Origin of the sequence: Thermococcus profundus (assembly GCF_002214585.1) — an archaeon.
GTDB lineage: Archaea > Methanobacteriota_B > Thermococci > Thermococcales > Thermococcaceae > Thermococcus > Thermococcus profundus.
The window spans coordinates 945,730-963,657 of the sequence record NZ_CP014862.1 but is presented as its reverse complement, the minus strand read 5'-3'; the positions used below and the strand labels follow the sequence as shown (position 1 = coordinate 963,657).

Annotated in this window: 16 protein-coding genes; 6 read left to right on the top strand and 10 right to left on the bottom strand. The window is 51.5% G+C overall.

What is annotated here, in order from left to right; translation table 11 throughout:
* Nucleotides 1–49 precede the first annotated feature (49 nt).
* Nucleotides 50–352, top strand: coding sequence for a nucleotidyltransferase family protein (locus A3L09_RS05275; RefSeq protein WP_232473587.1), 303 nt, complete (start codon nucleotides 50–52; stop codon nucleotides 350–352).
* On the top strand, nucleotides 345–689 hold the full coding sequence (locus tag A3L09_RS05270) for a HepT-like ribonuclease domain-containing protein (RefSeq protein ID WP_088857958.1): 345 nt from the start codon (nucleotides 345–347) through the stop codon (nucleotides 687–689). Before A3L09_RS05275 ends, A3L09_RS05270 begins: the two co-directional genes overlap by 8 nt.
* Here the strand turns inward: A3L09_RS05270 and glyS are convergent.
* From glyS to A3L09_RS05255, 3 genes are all read right to left on the bottom strand, one after another.
* Entirely contained in the window at nucleotides 686–2,398 is a 1,713-nt protein-coding gene (glyS, locus tag A3L09_RS05265) for a glycine--tRNA ligase (RefSeq protein ID WP_088857957.1), read from the bottom strand. The genes A3L09_RS05270 and glyS overlap by 4 nt on opposite strands.
* A gap of 250 nt (nucleotides 2,399–2,648) precedes the next feature.
* On the bottom strand, nucleotides 2,649–3,179 hold the full coding sequence (locus A3L09_RS05260) for a hypothetical protein (RefSeq protein WP_157727201.1): 531 nt from the start codon (nucleotides 3,177–3,179) through the stop codon (nucleotides 2,649–2,651).
* 268 nt (nucleotides 3,180–3,447) lie between these two features.
* Nucleotides 3,448–3,840 carry a hypothetical protein gene (locus A3L09_RS05255; RefSeq protein WP_157727200.1) on the bottom strand — a complete coding sequence of 131 codons (393 nt, stop codon included), beginning with the start codon at nucleotides 3,838–3,840 and terminating at the stop codon, nucleotides 3,448–3,450.
* Between the two features lie 335 nt (nucleotides 3,841–4,175).
* Here A3L09_RS05255 and A3L09_RS05250 point away from each other — a divergent pair, with 335 nt between their 5' ends.
* Together A3L09_RS05250 and A3L09_RS05245 are read left to right on the top strand one after the other, a co-directional pair.
* Entirely contained in the window at nucleotides 4,176–4,406 is a 231-nt protein-coding gene (locus A3L09_RS05250) for an LSm family protein (protein WP_088857954.1), read from the top strand.
* Between the two features lie 19 nt (nucleotides 4,407–4,425).
* Nucleotides 4,426–4,617 carry a 50S ribosomal protein L37e gene (locus tag A3L09_RS05245; RefSeq protein ID WP_058939635.1) on the top strand — a complete coding sequence of 64 codons (192 nt, stop codon included), beginning with the start codon at nucleotides 4,426–4,428 and terminating at the stop codon, nucleotides 4,615–4,617.
* A gap of 413 nt (nucleotides 4,618–5,030) precedes the next feature.
* On the opposite strand, the gene A3L09_RS05235 is transcribed toward A3L09_RS05245, so the two are convergent.
* From A3L09_RS05235 to A3L09_RS05210, 6 genes are read right to left on the bottom strand one after another with little or no spacing between them, the layout of a single operon-like run.
* Complete coding sequence (locus tag A3L09_RS05235; protein WP_088857952.1) at nucleotides 5,031–6,149, bottom strand: SDH family Clp fold serine proteinase; 1,119 nt, start codon at nucleotides 6,147–6,149, stop codon at nucleotides 5,031–5,033.
* Between the two features lie 35 nt (nucleotides 6,150–6,184).
* On the bottom strand, nucleotides 6,185–6,943 hold the full coding sequence (locus A3L09_RS05230; protein WP_088858993.1) for a DUF72 domain-containing protein: 759 nt from the start codon (nucleotides 6,941–6,943) through the stop codon (nucleotides 6,185–6,187).
* A gap of 5 nt (nucleotides 6,944–6,948) precedes the next feature.
* The gene (locus A3L09_RS05225; RefSeq protein ID WP_088857951.1) at nucleotides 6,949–8,199 is read right to left on the bottom strand and encodes a DNA double-strand break repair nuclease NurA; all 1,251 of its coding nucleotides are present in this window, start codon (nucleotides 8,197–8,199) and stop codon (nucleotides 6,949–6,951) included.
* Nucleotides 8,186–10,849, bottom strand: coding sequence for a DNA double-strand break repair ATPase Rad50 (gene rad50 / locus A3L09_RS05220; RefSeq protein WP_088857950.1), 2,664 nt, complete (start codon nucleotides 10,847–10,849; stop codon nucleotides 8,186–8,188). Before rad50 ends, A3L09_RS05225 begins: the two co-directional genes overlap by 14 nt.
* Complete coding sequence (locus tag A3L09_RS05215) at nucleotides 10,846–12,273, bottom strand: metallophosphoesterase family protein (protein WP_088857949.1); 1,428 nt, start codon at nucleotides 12,271–12,273, stop codon at nucleotides 10,846–10,848. Before A3L09_RS05215 ends, rad50 begins: the two co-directional genes overlap by 4 nt.
* A gap of 9 nt (nucleotides 12,274–12,282) precedes the next feature.
* On the bottom strand, nucleotides 12,283–13,950 hold the full coding sequence (locus A3L09_RS05210) for an ATP-binding protein (RefSeq protein WP_088857948.1): 1,668 nt from the start codon (nucleotides 13,948–13,950) through the stop codon (nucleotides 12,283–12,285).
* 90 nt (nucleotides 13,951–14,040) lie between these two features.
* Here A3L09_RS05210 and A3L09_RS05205 point away from each other — a divergent pair, with 90 nt between their 5' ends.
* Nucleotides 14,041–15,585, top strand: coding sequence for a dihydropteroate synthase-like protein (locus A3L09_RS05205; protein WP_088857947.1), 1,545 nt, complete (start codon nucleotides 14,041–14,043; stop codon nucleotides 15,583–15,585).
* Here the strand turns inward: A3L09_RS05205 and A3L09_RS05200 are convergent.
* Nucleotides 15,567–16,949: an ATP-binding protein gene (locus A3L09_RS05200; protein WP_088857946.1), complete on the bottom strand. Its 1,383-nt coding sequence runs from the start codon at nucleotides 16,947–16,949 to the stop codon at nucleotides 15,567–15,569. The two genes, A3L09_RS05205 and A3L09_RS05200, sit on opposite strands and share 19 nt — an antisense overlap.
* Nucleotides 16,950–17,025: 76 nt before the next feature.
* On the opposite strand from A3L09_RS05200, the gene dapA reads away from it, so the two are divergent.
* A complete protein-coding gene (dapA, locus tag A3L09_RS05195) occupies nucleotides 17,026–17,913 on the top strand; it encodes a 4-hydroxy-tetrahydrodipicolinate synthase (RefSeq protein WP_232473586.1) in 888 nt (295 codons plus the stop codon).
* The last annotated feature ends 15 nt before the right edge of the window (nucleotides 17,914–17,928 follow it).

The following is a 17,928-nucleotide window of genomic DNA, read 5'->3' as shown; positions in this document are numbered from 1 at the left end:
GTTGGATAGCCAGCAAAGCATTTTTATTTTTTGAAGTCCTACAAGTTAAATGATGGCTCGAAAATTGAAAGAGATCAGGAGAATTTTGGAAGAGCACAAACATGAGCTCCATTCGCGCTTTGGGGTTAAAACTATAGCTATATTCGGCTCCTACGCGCGGGGCGAGGAGAGCGAGCTCAGCGACCTTGATATCCTCGTTGAATTTGAGATCCCAATAGGCTGGGAAATAGTGGACCTAAAGGACTACCTTGAGTCCCTGCTGGGAGTGAAAGTCGATCTCGTCACAAAGAATGCCGCAATGAGCCGGAAGAAGTTCTGGGAGCATATAAAGAGGGAGCTGGTCTATGTCTAAGCGTGATCCGTGTCTCTTCCTCACCGATATCCTGGAGGCAATTGAAAGAATCGAAGAATACATCGAGGGCTACGACTTTGAAACCTTTGTAAAGGACAGAAAAACCGTTGACGCGGTTCTAAGAAACCTTGAAATAATCGGAGAAGCTGCGAAGAACGTTCCTGAGAATATTCGGGAGAAATATTCGTCCATTCCCTGGAGAAGGATAGTGGGCCTGAGAAACGTCGTTGTTCATCACTATTTCGGCGTTGATCTCTCGGTTGTATGGGTTATCGTTAGCTCCCAACTTGGAGAGCTAAAAGAAGATGTGGAAAAAATAATCATGGAGGCGTGTTAACCTCCGAAAATCAGCTCCCTAAGCTTCCCCGGCAGCTCCTCGATCTTAACCCTTATCTGCTCCCTCGTGTCGCGGTCTCTGATGGTTACAGTGTTGTCTTCTGGAGTCTGGTTGTCGACGGTTACACAGTAGGGCGTTCCTATCTCGTCGTAGCGGAGGTACCTCCTTCCGACGGTGTCTTTCTCGTCGTAAACGGCTATGAAGCCCTCCTTCTGGAGCGTCCTGAAGACCTCGTAGGCTATGCTCTTGAGCGGTTCTTTGGCAACAAGCGGGAGAACCGCCACCTCGATCGGTGCCATGTCCTTCTTGATCTTGAGGTACGTCCTGTCCTCCTCGATAACTAACGAGTTCTCAAGGAGAAGGTAGAAGGGCCTGTCTATTCCAAAACTCGGCTCAAGGACGTGGGGAACGATCTTTTCACCGGTTATCTTCTCCTCGACTTCCTTGATGGTGAAGTCATCCTTCTCAAGCTCATAGCCTTCGATCGTGACCTTTCCATCTTTTTCGAGGAGCTCAACCAGCTCACGCTTCTTCTCCTCGTCCCAGCCCTGTATGATGTTGTTTATCCTCTTGGCGTCCTTCTTGAGCTTCGGCCCGACGCGCTTCATGTTGAGGCTCACTTTGAGGTGCTTGACTACCTTCGGCTCGTCGTAGTGGATGAGGACGGTCAAATCGGCCCCGCTCATCTTCATGTGCTTGCTGAGGTCGTAGTCTCCCCTGTTGGCTATTCCGACGCACTCGACCCAGCCGAAGCGCTCGCTATGGATTTCGGCGTCCCAGGTGTCGCGGGAGTAGTGCGCCCTCTCCTCGGGGAGCTGCTGCCTGAAGCGGATTTTGTCCTCCGGGATGCCTATGTCGAGGAGCGTTCTCTTGACCATGACCATGTAGTAGGCGAAGAAAGTGTTCATTACGTAGCCCCTCTTGACTGCCTCTTCCGCGGTTATCTCGATCATCCCAAGGTTCTTGAGCTGGTTCTCAATCGGGTAAAGCCTGAGAACTTCATCCTTGACCTCGTCGAAGTGCGGATGTTCTGTCTCCTTGGGGTTGAAGAATATCTCAGCTTCAGCCTGCGTGAACTCCCTAAGCCTCAACATTCCCTGTCTCGGCGAAATCTCGTTGCGATAAGCTTTCCCTATCTGGAAGACTCCAAAGGGAAGCCTGTTCCTTGCGAAGGCGTTCAACCTCCTGAAGTTCACAAATATTCCCTGGGCAGTCTCGGGCCTTAGATAACCCTTCTGGTCGCCGTAGGGACCTATCCTCGTCTCGAACATGAGGTTGAAGTACCACACTTCACCGAGTTCACCGCCGCACTCCGGGCAGCGAATATCATGCTCGCGAATGAGATCTGTAAGGTGTTCGGCGCTCATTCCCTCTGTGTCTATTCCCAGGGCTTCTTCAACGAGGTGGTCCGCCCTGAACCTTGCCCCGCACTTCTTACACTCCACCAGCGGGTCAACGAACTTCTCTACGTGGCCGCTAGCTATGAAGACCTTCTCAGGCGTTATGTCCGGCGTCTCAAGCTCGAAGAAGCCCTCCCTCTGGAAGGCCTCCCTTATCTTCCGCTCGATTTTACGCTTTATCGCCGCTCCAAGCGGGCCGTAATCATAGAATCCGCGTGAGCCGCCGTAGATTTCAAAGCTACCCCAGGCAAAGCCCCTTCTCCTCATCAAATCCTGAAGAACCTCGTACTTGTCGGGCTTTTCTCCCATCGCTCACCACCTGGAGAGTGGGTCGGGGATTTTCATAAAAAGCTTTTGGGAAGACCTTTGTCAGTGTGCCAAACAAATTAAATGGAAACAGAGCCCCCCAGTTCAGGAGAGGATATTTCATTCCTGAGAGGAAAATCCGGTTAAGGTAGATGTGACAGGCTTATACAGTTTTTGAATCAGGAATTGTAGAAGGGTTTGTGATGATTTCATCCATAAGAAAGAAGAACAATAAAAAAATAAAGCCTTTAAATCACCCCATTGCGATATGGACCTCAATCCAACTTTCAGTGGTGTAATGCCAATTCCGCCCAAGTCCCCACCATTTGGGAGGCTTTGCATATCTGATCCCATAGTGCTCTTTCCATTCCTTGGCTCCCGATTCTGGGAACCTTAGAGTTGCTCCGGGCTCTATCATGTAAGTGTCTTTACCAACTGCTTTATCTTCTGCAACATCGTGCCACCATTTTGCAAGTTCTTGAGAGAAATCACTCTGATCATGAACCACGACATCCCGAATAGTATAACTCCAAGATTGAGATGCGCTAGCTTGAGCTCTGCTTTCTCCTGCACCAGCGCCTATTGAGACGGTTACTGCTCTAACCCCATACGTTGTTGTAGGAGAGTAATCGGATAGGAATCCATCGGAGTTGTAGTAATCTGTGTCTATCCATGTATACATGTCTGCTGTTCTCCACTCAGACCATCCCAATTCCTTTCCCGGAACGGACTGTTGCCTTAAGTGAATATCAAACCAGCCATAAGATGCAGAGTTGTCGTTCATAAGGTAATAGTAGATCGTCCTAATGTTGAATCTACCATATGGCTTCCAGTCGTCTACAGTAGTTAGATCAAGTTGGGCCTGGTATTCCCAGTATGCTCCAGAGGATAAGGGCTCAATCTCAAGCGACCCTGCATGGGGTTGGAGGTTTTCAACGGCCCAATTATACGCGTTCTCAATTGCCCTGGGACTTGAATCAACTGAAATGAATACCTTGGTTATTAGAATGCCCTCCGGAAGCGGATATGTAACGTAGCCGTAGACTCTCTCCTTATCCGAGAGGTGTTCCGTCTGGGTTTCGACCTCCCACTATTCTGGGATAGAACTGGCCTTTGAAAATGCCTTTAAGCAGTTCGGGATTGTCCTTCACTATTACAGGAATTCCAGAGAGAATTTCTTCCTTTATGAACTGCTTGAGCTGGGAGCTGTTTTCTACGTATGACCCTTCCACTATCAATACGTGTGGGGTTTTGATTTTCCTGAACCCAGTCACTTTTGCTGTCCTGAGAAAGTAGCTCGGAGTTTCATTTCCAATATAGTAAACTAGGATGCTATTCTCAATCTTTTGGAAAGGGGGTGTATCATTCTTAGGACTACTTCCCTGAGGATATGCCGCTACTAAGAACAGGCTTCCAATCATGAGCCCAAGTACGAACCACACCATTTTTTGCCGCATCTAACCCCTCCAACAGGGCTGTCAATATAATTCAGCGCACTCATAGTATTTAAACCTTCTGTCTATTCAAATTAACAATCAGAAAAAGTATGCATTTAATTAAAATTACTAAAAAAGAAAGGAAATAAAAAGTAGAAAACCCACTTTTCTCAGCTCCCTAAAGACGGATCTCCTTATTTTCATGTTGATAAAGGTGGTTTGATCAAAGCATTCCGAGAAAAGACTTCGCAATTTTTGTTCTCCCTGCCGATGAATAGAGAAAGAGTTATAAACCGTTTCCCTCGTTTAGGCTATGAGCTTTGATTATTTGGAGGTGCGTGAAAATGGCGGAAAGACCACTCGATGTTATCCACAGGTCCCTTGAGAAGGACGTGCTCGTGCTCCTCAAGAGGGGAGGGGAGTTTAGGGGCAAGCTCATCGGTTATGACATCCACCTGAACGTCGTCCTCGCCGAGGCCGACTACATCCAGGACGGCGAGGTCGTGAAGAGCTACGGTAAAATTGTCGTTAGGGGAGACAACGTCCTCGCCATTTCCCCGGTTGAGATTGAGTGAACCTTAGCGAGGTGATAGCATGGGAGCGGGAACAGAGCCAAAGGGCAGGAGGAACCATACTCCTACTCACATCCGCTGCAGGCGCTGCGGTAGGAGGGCCTTCAACGTCAAGAAGGGCTACTGCGCCGCCTGCGGGTTCGGCAGAAGCAGGAGAATGAGGAAGTACAGCTGGTCCCACAAGTGGAAGAAGAAGAGGAACCTCGCCTACTGAGCCTCTTTTTCTTTTCTATGCTCTTCTGTCTGGAAGGGGCAAACGTACTGAGTATTTGGCTTATTTGTCAATTGCAAATCCATCACAAGACCAACTAACTGGAAGCTGCAAATAGTAGAGTAGAAAACTGTAAAGTAAAAGAACCCGGTTCCTTTAACATTCAGGATTAGTACTCTTTAGGGGGTATCTCCATCCCATGAAATGTTTTCTGTTGCCCAGCAATAATCCCAGAATATGTCCTCTGGAGTATAGTATAAGAGCCCTTTAGAGATCTATCTTGGGTGACCATCCTGAATGGCCCCAAGTTCTTTAGGACACTTTCTTGGGCGAATGAAGAATATATCTCTTTTTTTCTAATCATCCACACCACCTGAAAGTTTCTTGGATAAATTTAATTGAGATTATATACTTCCTTATATATCTTCATATGCCCATTCACCACTTGTCTTTAAAACGTTTACTGTGATACGCAGGTCCGGCAAGCGCATTGCCAAGATTTTTCCTTTTACTTTAAACTCACTTCTAGCTCTGGGGCTTTCTATTGTTGCTATTAACAACTCGTAAGGAACAGGGTTAATCTCACGCACTTTTATTGAGCTCATTACTCCTTGCATTATTTGTGTATAAATTTGTTGGGCGATCTCTGGAGGCCCATTTATCATTGGAATGTCTATCTGCGTTACTGGACTGAGTAGTTTCCCGGCCTCTGGACTATTCAGGACGAGCTCGATGGGCTCGAACGGTTTATCACATTCCATTTCTTTTTCAATGTCTTTCCATACCTCCCACATTAACTTTTCGAGATCTTCACTAGGCTCAGTTACGGGTAATCCTATTTCCTTGGCTTCTCTTCTTCCCACTGGGTAGCCATGATGATAAAAAGACTTATTAAGAGCCTCAGATATGGCTCTAACCTTGTTTTGATCCTTCATATGTAAACTTAGTAGCTTTTCCCCAAGAGAGAGTGCAAGATAAGAACTTCTTTTGGCAACACCAATAGGAATTGATCCTACATCTGTACAAATCAATTCAAATGCTCTTTCTAGCGGCTCTTGGTCGGATACCCCAACATCCTTTTTTACGAAGTCTAGGAAGTGCCTCAAATCCTCCGCTCCAAATTGAATCTGCTCAACGGTTCCATCAGGGTTTTTCCGTGGATAAGTGAGCTGGGGATCTACAGGTCCCAAATTTGAAAATGGATGCATCACAATTTCGTCTGCTCCAAGTGCCAAAAGTGTTGCAGCACTGTATGCCGCAAAGGGTATTAAAACACCTACTTTATCAAAGCGTTCTCTTAACATAGTGATTAGGCGCCATGCTACAGTAGGATCCCCTCCATAACTTACTATTAGAATATCCACTTCCTTTGTGGATTCTGAGATTTTGGATATTTGTCGGGCAAAATGCGGTATGACATCGGACGCTATTTGGCCAGAAGCATTAGGTCTTAGGCTGGTATAGTATGCAATTAACGGGCGACCTCTAATTTCTTCAATTTGCTCATATAACTGTACTCTATCCTCATAGCTCATAATAACTCGCCACTTAATCTTTCATTTTCAAGCTTTTAAGCTTTATTGTAGTACTGCACTAAACGGTTAAGTTTGTTGCACTGTGCCATCTCCTTGAACCTCTTCGCATCCCTGCACATGTTCGAGTTGTTGAAGAAGACGAAGCTCTCTTCCCGGTTCCAGCTGAGAACCCTCTCCCGTACCTTCTCAAGCTCCTCATCGCTGTAGGTGTGGTTGTATACTATCCTTCCCTTATCATAGCGCCCATGCAGGCGGTAGTAGTTGATGCTGCCGTTATGCAATGGAATCCTAAGGAGGGGGTCTGTAACATCTATTAAGTCGAACTCCCGAACGAAGCGTTTAACCCCTTTCTCGCTCCAGCCCCTCAGCTCAACGGCTATTTCAAAGTCCTTTCTGTCGATCATCCCAAAGAACCTCTCCGCGTTCGCAAAGTTCTCCTCGCTCTCTTTGAAGCTCTTAGGCAGCTGTATGAGTATGAACTTCGCGCCGAGGGTTTCCGCTTCCTTCAGCGTCAGCCTCCAGAAGTGGAGGACTTCCGCGTTCGGCCTAAGGAGACCCGCCTCTTTAGGCGGCCTGACGTTGCTCCTCCTCCAGGTGGGGCTGTTCGGGGGATGAGTTACTCCCTGAAACGCCTTGATTGAGAAGGTGAAGCCCTCTGGAGCTTCTTCCCTCCATTTTCTCAGCGTCTTCTCCTGAAGGATCCGGTAAAACGTCTGCTGTATCTCGATTGCATCGAAGTCGCGGTAGTACTTCGAGTGGGCCTCGCAGAAGCCGCAGGTTCCGACCGCTATCATTCCCCTCACTCCAGCGGCTCCCTCCCGTAGCGCAGAAAGCTCAGGAAGCGCTCATCTTCTCCGACCAGCGCGCTCAGCACCGCGTTGACGTAGGCGTCGAACTCCTTCTTCTTTATCACGACCGAGTGGTGGGCGTACTCAAGGGGGATGACATACTCGTCCTCCGCAACGGAGAGGATTTCCGAGAGGGTTCTCTCGAAGTCCTGCTTTTCGGGAACCTCCAGGAGGTATATCAGTCCTCCCTCGGCAAAGCGCACGTAAGCAGGCCGTATTCTCGCTCCGACTATCTTCCCCCCCTCCATTATTAAGGTGTCTTTAAGGTTCTGGAACCTTCCGCGGGCCATCAGCTCCGCCACCAGCCTTGGAAAGCCGCCCTTTGGTTCCTTGAGATAACTAAAGGGTAGATAGCCGCTTTCCTCAGAGAGTGAAGCGACAACGGGGGTGTCGATTATCATCGGCGTGCCCTTGAGATTGTCCCCTTCCCTCGATTTGACTGTCTTCACGACATCAGACTTGTAGAATGTCTTCGCTATCGCCGCTACCCTTCCCCCAAGGAGCCTGTCCAGCGCGTGGAGATACTCAAGGTACTCAAAGAGGACTATAAGGTCCTCCTTGTCGTTGACCCACCAGAAGCTGCCCTTTATGCTCTTCGCCCCGCGTTTCATCAGAATCGAGAATACCTCTTCCCCGTTCCAGCTCCTCGAAGGAAGTGAAAAGCCGTTGAGGACGCCCTCCTCCTTGAGTTTCTCCCTCCACTCAACCCACTGTTCGTCTAGGAAGTCTAGGAATTCCAGCGCCGCGTTAAGCAGTTTGTCGCCGTGCCTGCTGTAGAGGTCTCTCGTCGTGGACGTTACGTAAGTTGGTGGCGTGATTATGGCGCTGCTTATCGTGCCGTCCATAAGAACTAAGTCAGCACCTAGTTCGAGGGCCATCGCACCCATCCTCTTCTCCAGGATGTCCATGTGGAGGGCAACGCGGTCGTCGACGCTCTTGTAGGGAAAGACCATGCCGATGTCGTTCCAGTAGTAGAGCTTCTCCCCAATGGCCGAAGCTGAAACCGCGTAGACTATCGCCCCGCTGAGGCGTTTCATCATTCTACTGCCGTCAACGGCGTAAACGCTCGCCTCCCTTTGAGTAGGGAGCGGCTTCCATGAGAAGTACTTTCCCACCGCCTTTCTGAGCCTCTCAACGTCCTTGAGGCTCTTCAGAAGGAACTCCCTGATCTCCCTGACGTGAACGTCGCTAATACGCTCCAAGGCTCTCCACCTCTACCCTGCTCTTTCCACCTACGTTCTCCACCCTTATCACGTAATCTGCCGCATCCTTCAGCTCCTCGTCGTGCGAAACTATGATAACCTGAGGTATCTTCCTCAGCTGGCTCGATATTATCTCAACGAGCTTTTTCCTCCTCTCCTCGTCGAGGAACGGCGTCGGCTCGTCTAGGATGAGCAGCTCAAGGTTTCTCACCTTATACAGCGAGAGCGCCAGGCGGAACGCCAGTCCGAGGGCTATCCTCTCGCCGCCGCTGAGGAACTCCAGACCAACTTCGTTGCCAGCGTAGAGCACCTTCAGGTCTATCCTCTCCTTCCCGTACTTCTTCTCCCGCTTGAGCTTCACTCCCTGGTATTTGCCCTCGGTCATCTCTGAGAACGTCTCGCCCGCTATCTTCTGAACCTCCTCAAGCCCGCGGAGCTCCTCCTCAGCCTTGAGCCTGGCCACCTTTTCCTTGAAGGTGATCATGTCAGCTATGGCCTTCTCGACGGCCTCTATCTCCTTCTCCGCTTTCTCTATCTCCCTCTTCTTGACCTTCAGCTCGTCGAGGAGCTTCATGACCTCATCTCTAAGCTCCTCGGCACCTTTGAGCTCTGCCTTTGCCTTCTCAAGCTCCTTGGCGCTCTCCATGTACCTCTTCTCTGCCTCATTGTAGGCCTCTAGTGAAAACTCCTCCGAGAGCTTCTTTATCTTTCCTTTAACCACGTTAAGCTCAGTTCTGAGCCCTTCAAGCCTCTCAACCGATTCCCTGCGCTTCCCCTCAAGGCTGGCCAGCCTTTTCTTCGCCCTTTCGAGCTGGGAAGGAACGTTTCTAAGCGAAAGGTACTCCCTGTAAGCAGGTTCAAGCTCCTTAATCCTGCCTTCAACTTCCTCAAAGGAGCCAAAACCTTCAGCCTGGAGCTTCTTCTCAATTTCCGCCTTTTCCTTCCCTATTTCTTCGAGCCTCTTCTCCACCCTTTCCAGCTCTTCCTTAGCCTTCTCAAGCTCCTCCAGCTCCTCCCTGAGGTGCCTCAGCTCCCTCTTTATCTCGATGAGCCTGGCCTTCGTGTTCTCAAATTCCTCGGCGGCTCTCTCAAGCTCCTCTATGTCGTACTTGGACAGTTTCTCCTCAACTTCCTGTAAAAGGTCGGCCGTCTTCTTCAGCCGTATGAGCCTCGACTCCCCTTTTATGACCTCCCTGAGTTTGAGTTCCTCTTGTCTAAGCTTTTCAAGCTTCTTTGAGAGCTTCTCCAGCTTTTTCTCGATGGAGCTTATTTCGGCGTCGTACTCCGCTTTTATCTCCCCTTCCTCGTGCTCCTCGATTGGCCTCTTACAGAGCGGGCAGACCTTGGCACCCTCAAGCTTCGAGAGGTTCTCTAAGAGGTTCTCCTTCTGCCCGGTTAAGCTCGCTATCTCTTCCCTTGTCCTTGCCATCTCCTCACGGAGGTCTTCAAGCCTCTCTTTAGCGCTCTCAACCTCTTCCAGCTCTTTCTCAAGCTTCTCCGGAGTGGTTCCAGCCTTCTCAAGCTCATTCCTGTACCTCTCCGCCTCGGCCGTCAGCTGGAGGGCCCGCTGGTAGAGACCGTTCTTCCTCTTCAGTTCCTCATAGTCCCTCCTGAGGGATTTCTCCTCTCTCTCAAGCTCCTCGATGTTTTTCTGAACTTCCTCAACCTTAGCGACTTTCTCTTCAAGAGAGCGCTTCTTCTCGGCCAGCTTTGCCTCAGAGAGGCTGAGCTTCGAGAGCTCGTCCTTGAGAGATAAGAGGGATTTTAGCTTCACGTACTCCTTCTCAACGGGTTCGAGATCTTTAAGCCGTTCAGCCTTTTCCTCAAGCTCCGTTATCTCCTTCTTTGCCTCCTCGATCTGGGTTTCGTAGTCTTTTATCCTTTCCTTCTCGGCCTTTATCCTCTGCTCTATGATGGCCTTCTCCTTCTCCAGTTTATCCAGCTCCTCCTTCAGGCTCCTGAGCCTTGAATACTCCTTTTCAGCTTCATCAAATTCTCCCTGGAGCTTCCTCTCCCTCTCGCGCAGCTCGCTTATCCTCCTCAGCGTCTCGGAGAAGCGCTTCTCGGCCTCGCGGAGACTCTCCTCAACCTCGGCCTTCCTCTCGATGAGCTTTTTGAGGTAGTCTTTCTTCCTCTTCAGCTCCCTTATTACATCGGTTGCGTTCTTCTCGGCGTTCTCGTAGTCATCTATGCCCAGAACCTTCCTCAGAACCTTCTCCATTATCTCGCGGTTGGTGATTATGCCTTCAATCTCGCCCTGCCGTATGTAGAGCGCGTTCGTGAAGACCTGTATCGGGTAGATGTTCCTCTCGACCCAGCGCGCTATGTCCGAGCTTTTCTCCGCTATCAAAGCTCCATCTTCTATCAGCTCGCTCTTCTTGGTGTCCCTGTGGATTTTGTAGCTCTTCTCATCGTGCTCGAACTCAAGGGTTAGTCCTATGCCGCCCTTCGCGTTGACGCGCGTGTTCGCCTGGAGGTAGCCCCTTGGAAAGCTCGGATGCCCCATGTAGAGCGCTGCAAATATCGCCTCGAGGATCGAGCTCTTTCCCGCCCCGTTCTGCCCTATCAGCAGGTTTATGCCGTCGTTGAACTCGACCTCGCTCTTCTCGTGCGCCCTGAAGTTCCTGATCTTCAACCTCCTTATCCTCACGGCTTACCCCTCCTCAGCCAGGCATCGAGGCTCGACGGGTTCTTGGGTTTGGGAACGGGCTTAGACTTTTTGGGAACTTTCTCCTCCGTGGGTTTGGGTTTCTCCTCCTTCGTGGGTCCCTTCACGGCTTTTGGCTTTTCGTCCCCTTTCTCCCAGGTTTCTTCTTTTTCTCCTCCCTTCTGGACTTCGGCGGCTTTCTTTGGAGTGTTCTTCGGGATGCCCTTCTTGTACCTCTCCATCAGCCAGGAGACGAACTCGGTAAGCCCCTCCGAGAACTCCTTGGGGGGAACGCGGAGGTGCAGGAGCAGCTCCCTCTCCCAGTCGGTGAACAGCTCCTCCTCGCTCAGCCTCTCCTTCGAGAGGACTGCCTCTCCAACGACCCTGCTCCTGAAGGTGTAGTACCTTAATCCAGAGTCCTTCAGAAGGTCATTGAACTCCGCGAGGCTCACTCCGCCTTTTATCGTTCCCTCGAGCGTTATGACCGCTAGGGCATCCTTCGGAATGAGCGAGGCGGCCTCTTCAACCTTCTTCCTGAGCTCGGCCTTGCTCTCGCCCTCCACTCTAACCGAGTAGAATGGTCTCGCATCAACCTCTATGAACTCAGGCTGGAAGTCCTCCACGATGTAGAATCCCTTCGGCCCGTCGCGGTTGTCAATAACCTTCGGCTTTCTGTCCCTGGAGGAGTAGCGAATTATATGACTGGCTTCCCTAACTTCCGTCCTCTCCAGCGAGCCGGGATAAACTATCGGTCCGCTCAAACCCGTCTGTGACGGTTCAGCAACGCGGTGAACGTGGATGTGGCCGAGGGCGTAGTAGGAGAAGCCATCAGGAAGCTCGCTCAACTTGAGGTCGAAGGCGTCCTGGTAGGGCGTGTCCTTGGCGAGGTAGTCAACCGCCTGGTGGAGCATCAGAATCCCCTTTCTGCCCTTGAAGAGCGCCTTGAGGACGTTTACTGCACCGTCGTTCCTTATGAGTTGCCAGCGCGTGTGGTGCCTCAGCCCGTATATCTCAACATCCCCAACCTGGCCCCAAACGAGATAGCGGTTTTCGGACAGCTTCTTGCTCCTGATGAACTCGCCCTTACCCGGCTCCCTCCTCAGCCCAACGGTGTGGAGAAGCCCAAGGTGCTCAAGCAGGTCGAAAACTGACGTCTCCCTTATGGTCTTGTCGTGGTTGCCCTCTATGGCGAAGACGGGAATGTCCTTCTTCATAGGGAGTTCAAGGACTTCAACGGCATCGCGTATCGTCCTCGGTGAGGGCCTGCTGACGTGGAAGAGGTCTCCGGCGATGAGTATGAAATCGACCCTCTCGTTCACCGACTTCTCTATCGCCTCGCGGAACACCTTGAGGTAGTCGTTGTACCTGAAGGGCTGGTTGAACTGCTCCCTCCCAAGGTGGACGTCAGCTATATGAGCGAACTTCATACGGACACCTCACAGCGGGAGCTCCGCTATGGCCTCCTCCTCGGTTACGTCTTCCTCGTCATCTCTCCCCTCGAGCCACTCTCCGACGATGTCGATGTCCCCGCCGCCGTAGTGGCCGTTCATGTCCTTCTCGAAGCTGTATATCTTCACCATCGCCGGAATCGTTATCGCGTAGCCGACTATGACCGCTTCACCGACGCCGAGGGAGGCTATGTCGTTGAGCAGATCCTCGCTTATCTGCTCGCTCGCCTGCTGGACGTAGCGCTGGTCGTTTGGTTCGACAAGCTTGAGGATTATCTTGGTGTTAGTCTGGCTCAGTATGTCGTCGTCAAGCTTCTTCGGCCTCTGGGAGACTATGCCGAGGCCTACTCCAAACTTTCTCCCCTCGCGTGCTATCTTGCCGAGCCAGAGCGTTGCGGGGTTTTTCTCGCCCCTCGGAGCAAATATGTGCGCCTCCTCAACTATAACGAGAACCGGCCGGGTGAGGGCGGGATACCTGTCGGCGACTTCCCTGACGAGGTTTCTGTCGTTGGTTCTAACACCCTTCACGTAGTCTATCCTGTTTTTGAGGATTCCGCGCAGGACAAAGCTCGCTAGGGTTATCATCTGCTCCTCTTCCATGCCGCTCAGGTCGATCACGTTCACCATTCCGGGCCTTATCTCTCCGAGAACGTCAATCGGGCTTATGAACTCGCCGAAGTTGGCGCGGAGCTCGCTCAGGTAGTCCTTCAGCCTTATCAGTGAGTCGAGGTCTTTAGCTTGTATTTTCCTCGGCACTTCCACACCTTTCTCGTCGTAATAATAAATCACCTTCTCGTCGGTGTTCTCGTAAACGCGTATCCACTCTTCTATCTTGTCCTCCATGGCGTGTATGAAGTCAAGTCCCCCAACGACCTGGCCTTCGCGTCTCATCTCCTCCCTCACGGTCCTGTAGACCAGTCCCAGGAAGCGCCTCTGCAGGCTGGCGTTCTCGGCTATTCCAAGGAGAGCCGCGAACTCGCTGAGCCTTATCCTGCCTGGATCTATCGTGGCCTTTATCGGGTTCACGCGCGCCCCAGGCCAGCTGAGCCTCTGGTATTCACCGTGCGGATCGAGGAGAACAAGGGTAGCATTGACGTTGCTCACCATCTCCTTCGCGAGAACTGCTATCGTGTTGGACTTTCCAGCACCTGTAACCGCCAGAACCGCGAAGTGCCTTGAAACCAGCCTGTTGGCGTCGAGCTTTACCTCGATGTCCTTCCTCGCTATGAGCCTGCCGAGCCTTATGTGTCCGTTTGAGAAAATCCTTGCCAAGTCCTCGTCCCTTGCCAGGTAGACCTTCTCCCCTGGCTTTATTGGGACACGGTTCGGGGCCGGCTTCGGCAGAAACTCGCCGTCGTGTCTCCTAAGCACTCCAAGAACCTTGGCAGTAGCTAATATCTCCTCGCTCTTGTCCAGAACTCCTTTGGAAAAGACGTTAACGGTCTTCTCAACGTAGTCGTAGCTTCCCCTGCCAGCGTCCATCAGCCAGTTTACGTTCCTTATCGACTTCAGAAGCGCCAGAACCTCGTCCCCATCCCGATTTTTGACTATCAGGAACTCCCCAAAGCGCGGAAGCTCGTTCCTCGGGTTCACTATGAACGTGAAGTGGTCGGTGCTGGATTCACCGAACACGATTCCAACGGCATCTGCCTCCATATTACCACCTTTAGTTGATTTCTCCCCTGGAACAAAAACCTTTCGCCCGAAGACCGCAACCCCTAAAAGTCGTTCCTCCAACCCCAACCTATGGAGAAACCCAGAAGAATTCTCCTCGTAACTGGCAGGCTCGCCGAACCCCTTGTGAGGAAGTACAGTGAGGGCTACGACGTTTTTGTAACCCCCGTGAGCGTGGCAGCTTTTCTCACTCCAGAGTTGATTGCGAGATACCTGAAAAAGGCCGGAGTAAAAAGCGAGGAATACGACCTTATTCTCGTCCCTGGCCTCGTTAGGGGCTCTGCCCAGCTTATCGAGGACGAGCTTGGGATTCCAGCTTACAAAGGGCCGAGGAACGCGATGGATTTATCGCAGGTCTTAAAGGCCTTAGAAGAGGGCTTCAAGCTCAGCAAGGAGATTCCCGCAGATGAGCTCTTCTCCTTCGATGCGCTCAAGAGGGTTGAGGACATCAGGAATAAGACGAGGAACAGGAACTACATTGAGGAAGCCCTGAAAAAGCCCTGGAACGTCCTCATTGGAAACCTGCCAGTTGGGAGGGACTTTCCAGCGAGGATTTTAGGAGAGGTGGTCGATTCTCCCAAGTTAGGCGTCGAGAAAACCCTGGAGAAGGCCCTCTACTACCTCCGTGAGGGAGCGGATATAATCGACATCGGCATGGTTGCAGGCGAGACGAACCTCAACTTTATTGAAAAACTCCCTGAAATACGTGAGAGGTTGAAAGAGGCAGGTTTCGACGTCCCCATCAGCTTCGATTCGCTTAACACGTCCGAAATCGAGAGCGCGCTTGACTATGCTGACCTCTTCCTCAGCGTAGATGAGGGCAATCTTGAGGCCCTCGTAACGGAGAAGCCCGTTGTTTTAATCCCCACCAACCAAAGGAAGGGCTACTTCCCCACTAAGCCTGCCGAAAGGGTTGAGTTCCTTGAAAAGCTCAAAGAGGGAGCCCTCGACCTCGGTTACAAAACTATCATCCCAGACCTCATCCTTGAACACGTCCCCCATCTAGCGCGCTCAATAGCGGCCTTTCAGCTCTACCGCGAGAGAAATCCCGAAGACGTTCTCCTAGCTGGCGTTGGAAACGTTGTGGAGCTTTACGATGCCGACAGCGTTGGGATGAACGCGCTTCTCGCGGGGATCGCGAAGGAACTTTCGATAAACCTCCTGCTGACGACGGAGGTAAGCGCGAAGGTCAAAGGCTCAGTAAGGGAGCTGAGAAGGGCAGTTGATATGGATCTCTTCGATATTCCAAAAAACCTCGGTTTCGACCTCCTTATCCTCAAGGAGAAGAGGGAGAGCGAATGGCAATTCGAGCCTGCAAGAGAAGTCATAGAGGCGGAGGAAAAACCCGTTGAGCTTGAGCCGATATACTTCCGCATCTGGGTGGAAGACGGGAGGATATGGGTGAACGCCCACAGGGGCACCGAGGCAGTTCTGACAATCGTCGGAGACGAACCGAACGCGATAATCGACACGATTCTGGAGCGCTTCGAGATAAGCCCGAGGCACGCCTTCTACCTAGGCAGAGAGCTTGAGAGGGCTCACACGGCGTTAAAGCTGAGGAGGAGCTACATTCAGGAAGTTGAGCTTTTTCGGGAGTTCTACTGGAGCGGAAGATAGGTTTTTACCTTCTCGAAGTCTCTCAAATCCCAGGCCAAAAAGTCTTCTTGTCTTAGGTTTTCTTTCTTTTCAAGCCTTTTGGCAATCAACCCGTATTCTTTACTCCATCCATTAAGTCCGACCAGCTCTGCTTTCCTCCCAAGATCTTTCAGAATTCCCCTCGCCTCCCTCTCTTTGAGGTCCTTCCACTTCACCTCGACGAACAACGCCTTCCTTTCCCGCTCGTTAAGGGCAACGAGGTCGATCTCCTCGCTCTTATGCCACCAGCGGCCGATTTTCGTGAACCTGAGGGGAAGCTTTTCAGCCCTGTTAAGCCCCAGGAGAAACTCCTTGGCAACTCCCTCAAACACCCCTCCAAGGTAGCGGGTGTAATCCTCAAGGAACTCTCCCCAAAAGTCCAAGCTCTCAAGCTCGACCTCGTTTCTATAACGCTCGACGAAGCGGAAGTAGAAGGCCATGTAGTTGTCGGCTATGGCATAACGCGTGTTCTTGGTCTTTGGTGAAGCAGTTACGGGAACCTCCCGCCGGAGGAAGCCAAGTCTCTCAAGGGCTTCCACGTACTTGAAGAGGTTCGAGCGCGGGATTCCGGTGAAGTTGCTTATCTCGTTGAAGCGCCTCCTCCCTTCGGCTATGGCCTTGAGGATCAGCTTGTAAACCCTCGGCTCCCTCAGTTCGCTCGACAGGAGAAAGTCGCCCTCAGCGTAGAGGAAGCCCCGCTTTGTGAAGGCAACCGCCCTAACGTCTTCGAACCTCCTGAAGAGGAGAAGGTAAGCGGGAATTCCCCCGGTTATCCCGTATATCCTAACGGCCTCCTCCACGTCAACCCCCAATAGCTTCCACGAGCTGAAGAAGTCTAACGGTTGGAGTCTTATCTGCCCGTCCCTCCTCCCGTAGAGGGGGCTCTTCTGGCTCAAAACGTGCTCCTCCATCATGCCAACGCTCGAACCGACGAGGATGAGGTGGATTTTAGAGTTCCTCACGACTTCGTCCACTATGTACTGGAACTCGCTCAAGACTTTTCTATCGGACTGGATTAGGTAGGGGAACTCGTCGATGACCACGATGACCTTTCCTTTTTCGCTCAAATATCTGAAGACGTCAACGAAGCCTGAGAATGATGAAGGGGTGAGGTAGGGGCTTGGGTATTTCTCAAGAACCACCCTTGAGAACTCGAGCAAGTTGTCGCGGTAGGTGCTGTTCCTGGCCAGATAATAGACTGAGGGCTTTCCCCAGATGAACTCCTTAACCAGGCGGGTCTTTCCAACCCTCCTCCTGCCGTAGATCGGTAGGAAGGAGTTATCCCTATTCCAGAGGGATTCCATGAAGGTGAGCTCTTTCTCCCTGTCAATGAAAGTTATTGGCATGGTATTATACTCGGCCAATAACTATTTAAGCCTTTCCCCGCGAAAAGCGTTTAACCTCCCGCTCCTACTCTACCCGATGCCTATGCTGGAAGGAGTGTTCGTTCCCCATATAACGCCCTTTGACGAGAACGAAAACATCAACGAGCCTGTTCTCAGGGAGCTCGTTCACTACTTCATCAGCTCCGGCCTGAACGGCCTCGTCTCCCTCGGGAGCAACGGGGAGTTTCCCTACCTGAGCTTTGAGGAAAAGCTGAGTGTTGTTGAGATAGTCAGGGAGGAAGCTCCATCAAAGATTCCGGTAGTCGCTGGAGCCACCGAGAATTCAACGAGAGAAGCTTTGAGGCTCGGAAAGGCACTCCTCGACCTCGGTGCCAACTTTCTTCTGATAGGCCCGCCCTACTACTTCAAACCGTCCTCCGAGGAGCTTTTTGCACACTACTCCACTCTTGCTGACAAACTCGACGGAAAAATCCTGCTCTACAACGTTCCAAAATTTGCCGGCCTGAACATTCCCATTGAGGTCATCGAGCGCCTTGCGGAGGAGCACTCCAACATCATCGGCATCAAGGACTCCGACGCGAACATGGGAAGAATAGGCGAGCTCGTCAGGGGGCTCGGCGACAGGTTTACCATCCTAGCCGGAACGGCCGATGTCATGTATCCTTCCTGGGTTCTCGGCGCCCAAGGCGCGGTTGTTGCCGTTGCGAACGTTGCACCTGAGCTCTGCGTTGAGCTGTGGAAGGCTTTCAAAGAAAAAGACCACAGGAAGGCTAGGGAGCTCCAGCTGAAAGTGAACCTCCTGAACGAGGTCGTGGTCAAGAAGTACAACCAGATAAGCGCCATAAAGGCCGCGATGGAGATGAGGGGACTGGCCGTAGGCAAACCAAGGCTCCCGTCGCTCTCTCTCGGCGAAACGGCCCTTGAAGACATCAGGGAAGCCCTTAAAACTGCAGGAGTGCTTTAGGGGGAGAAAAAGAAG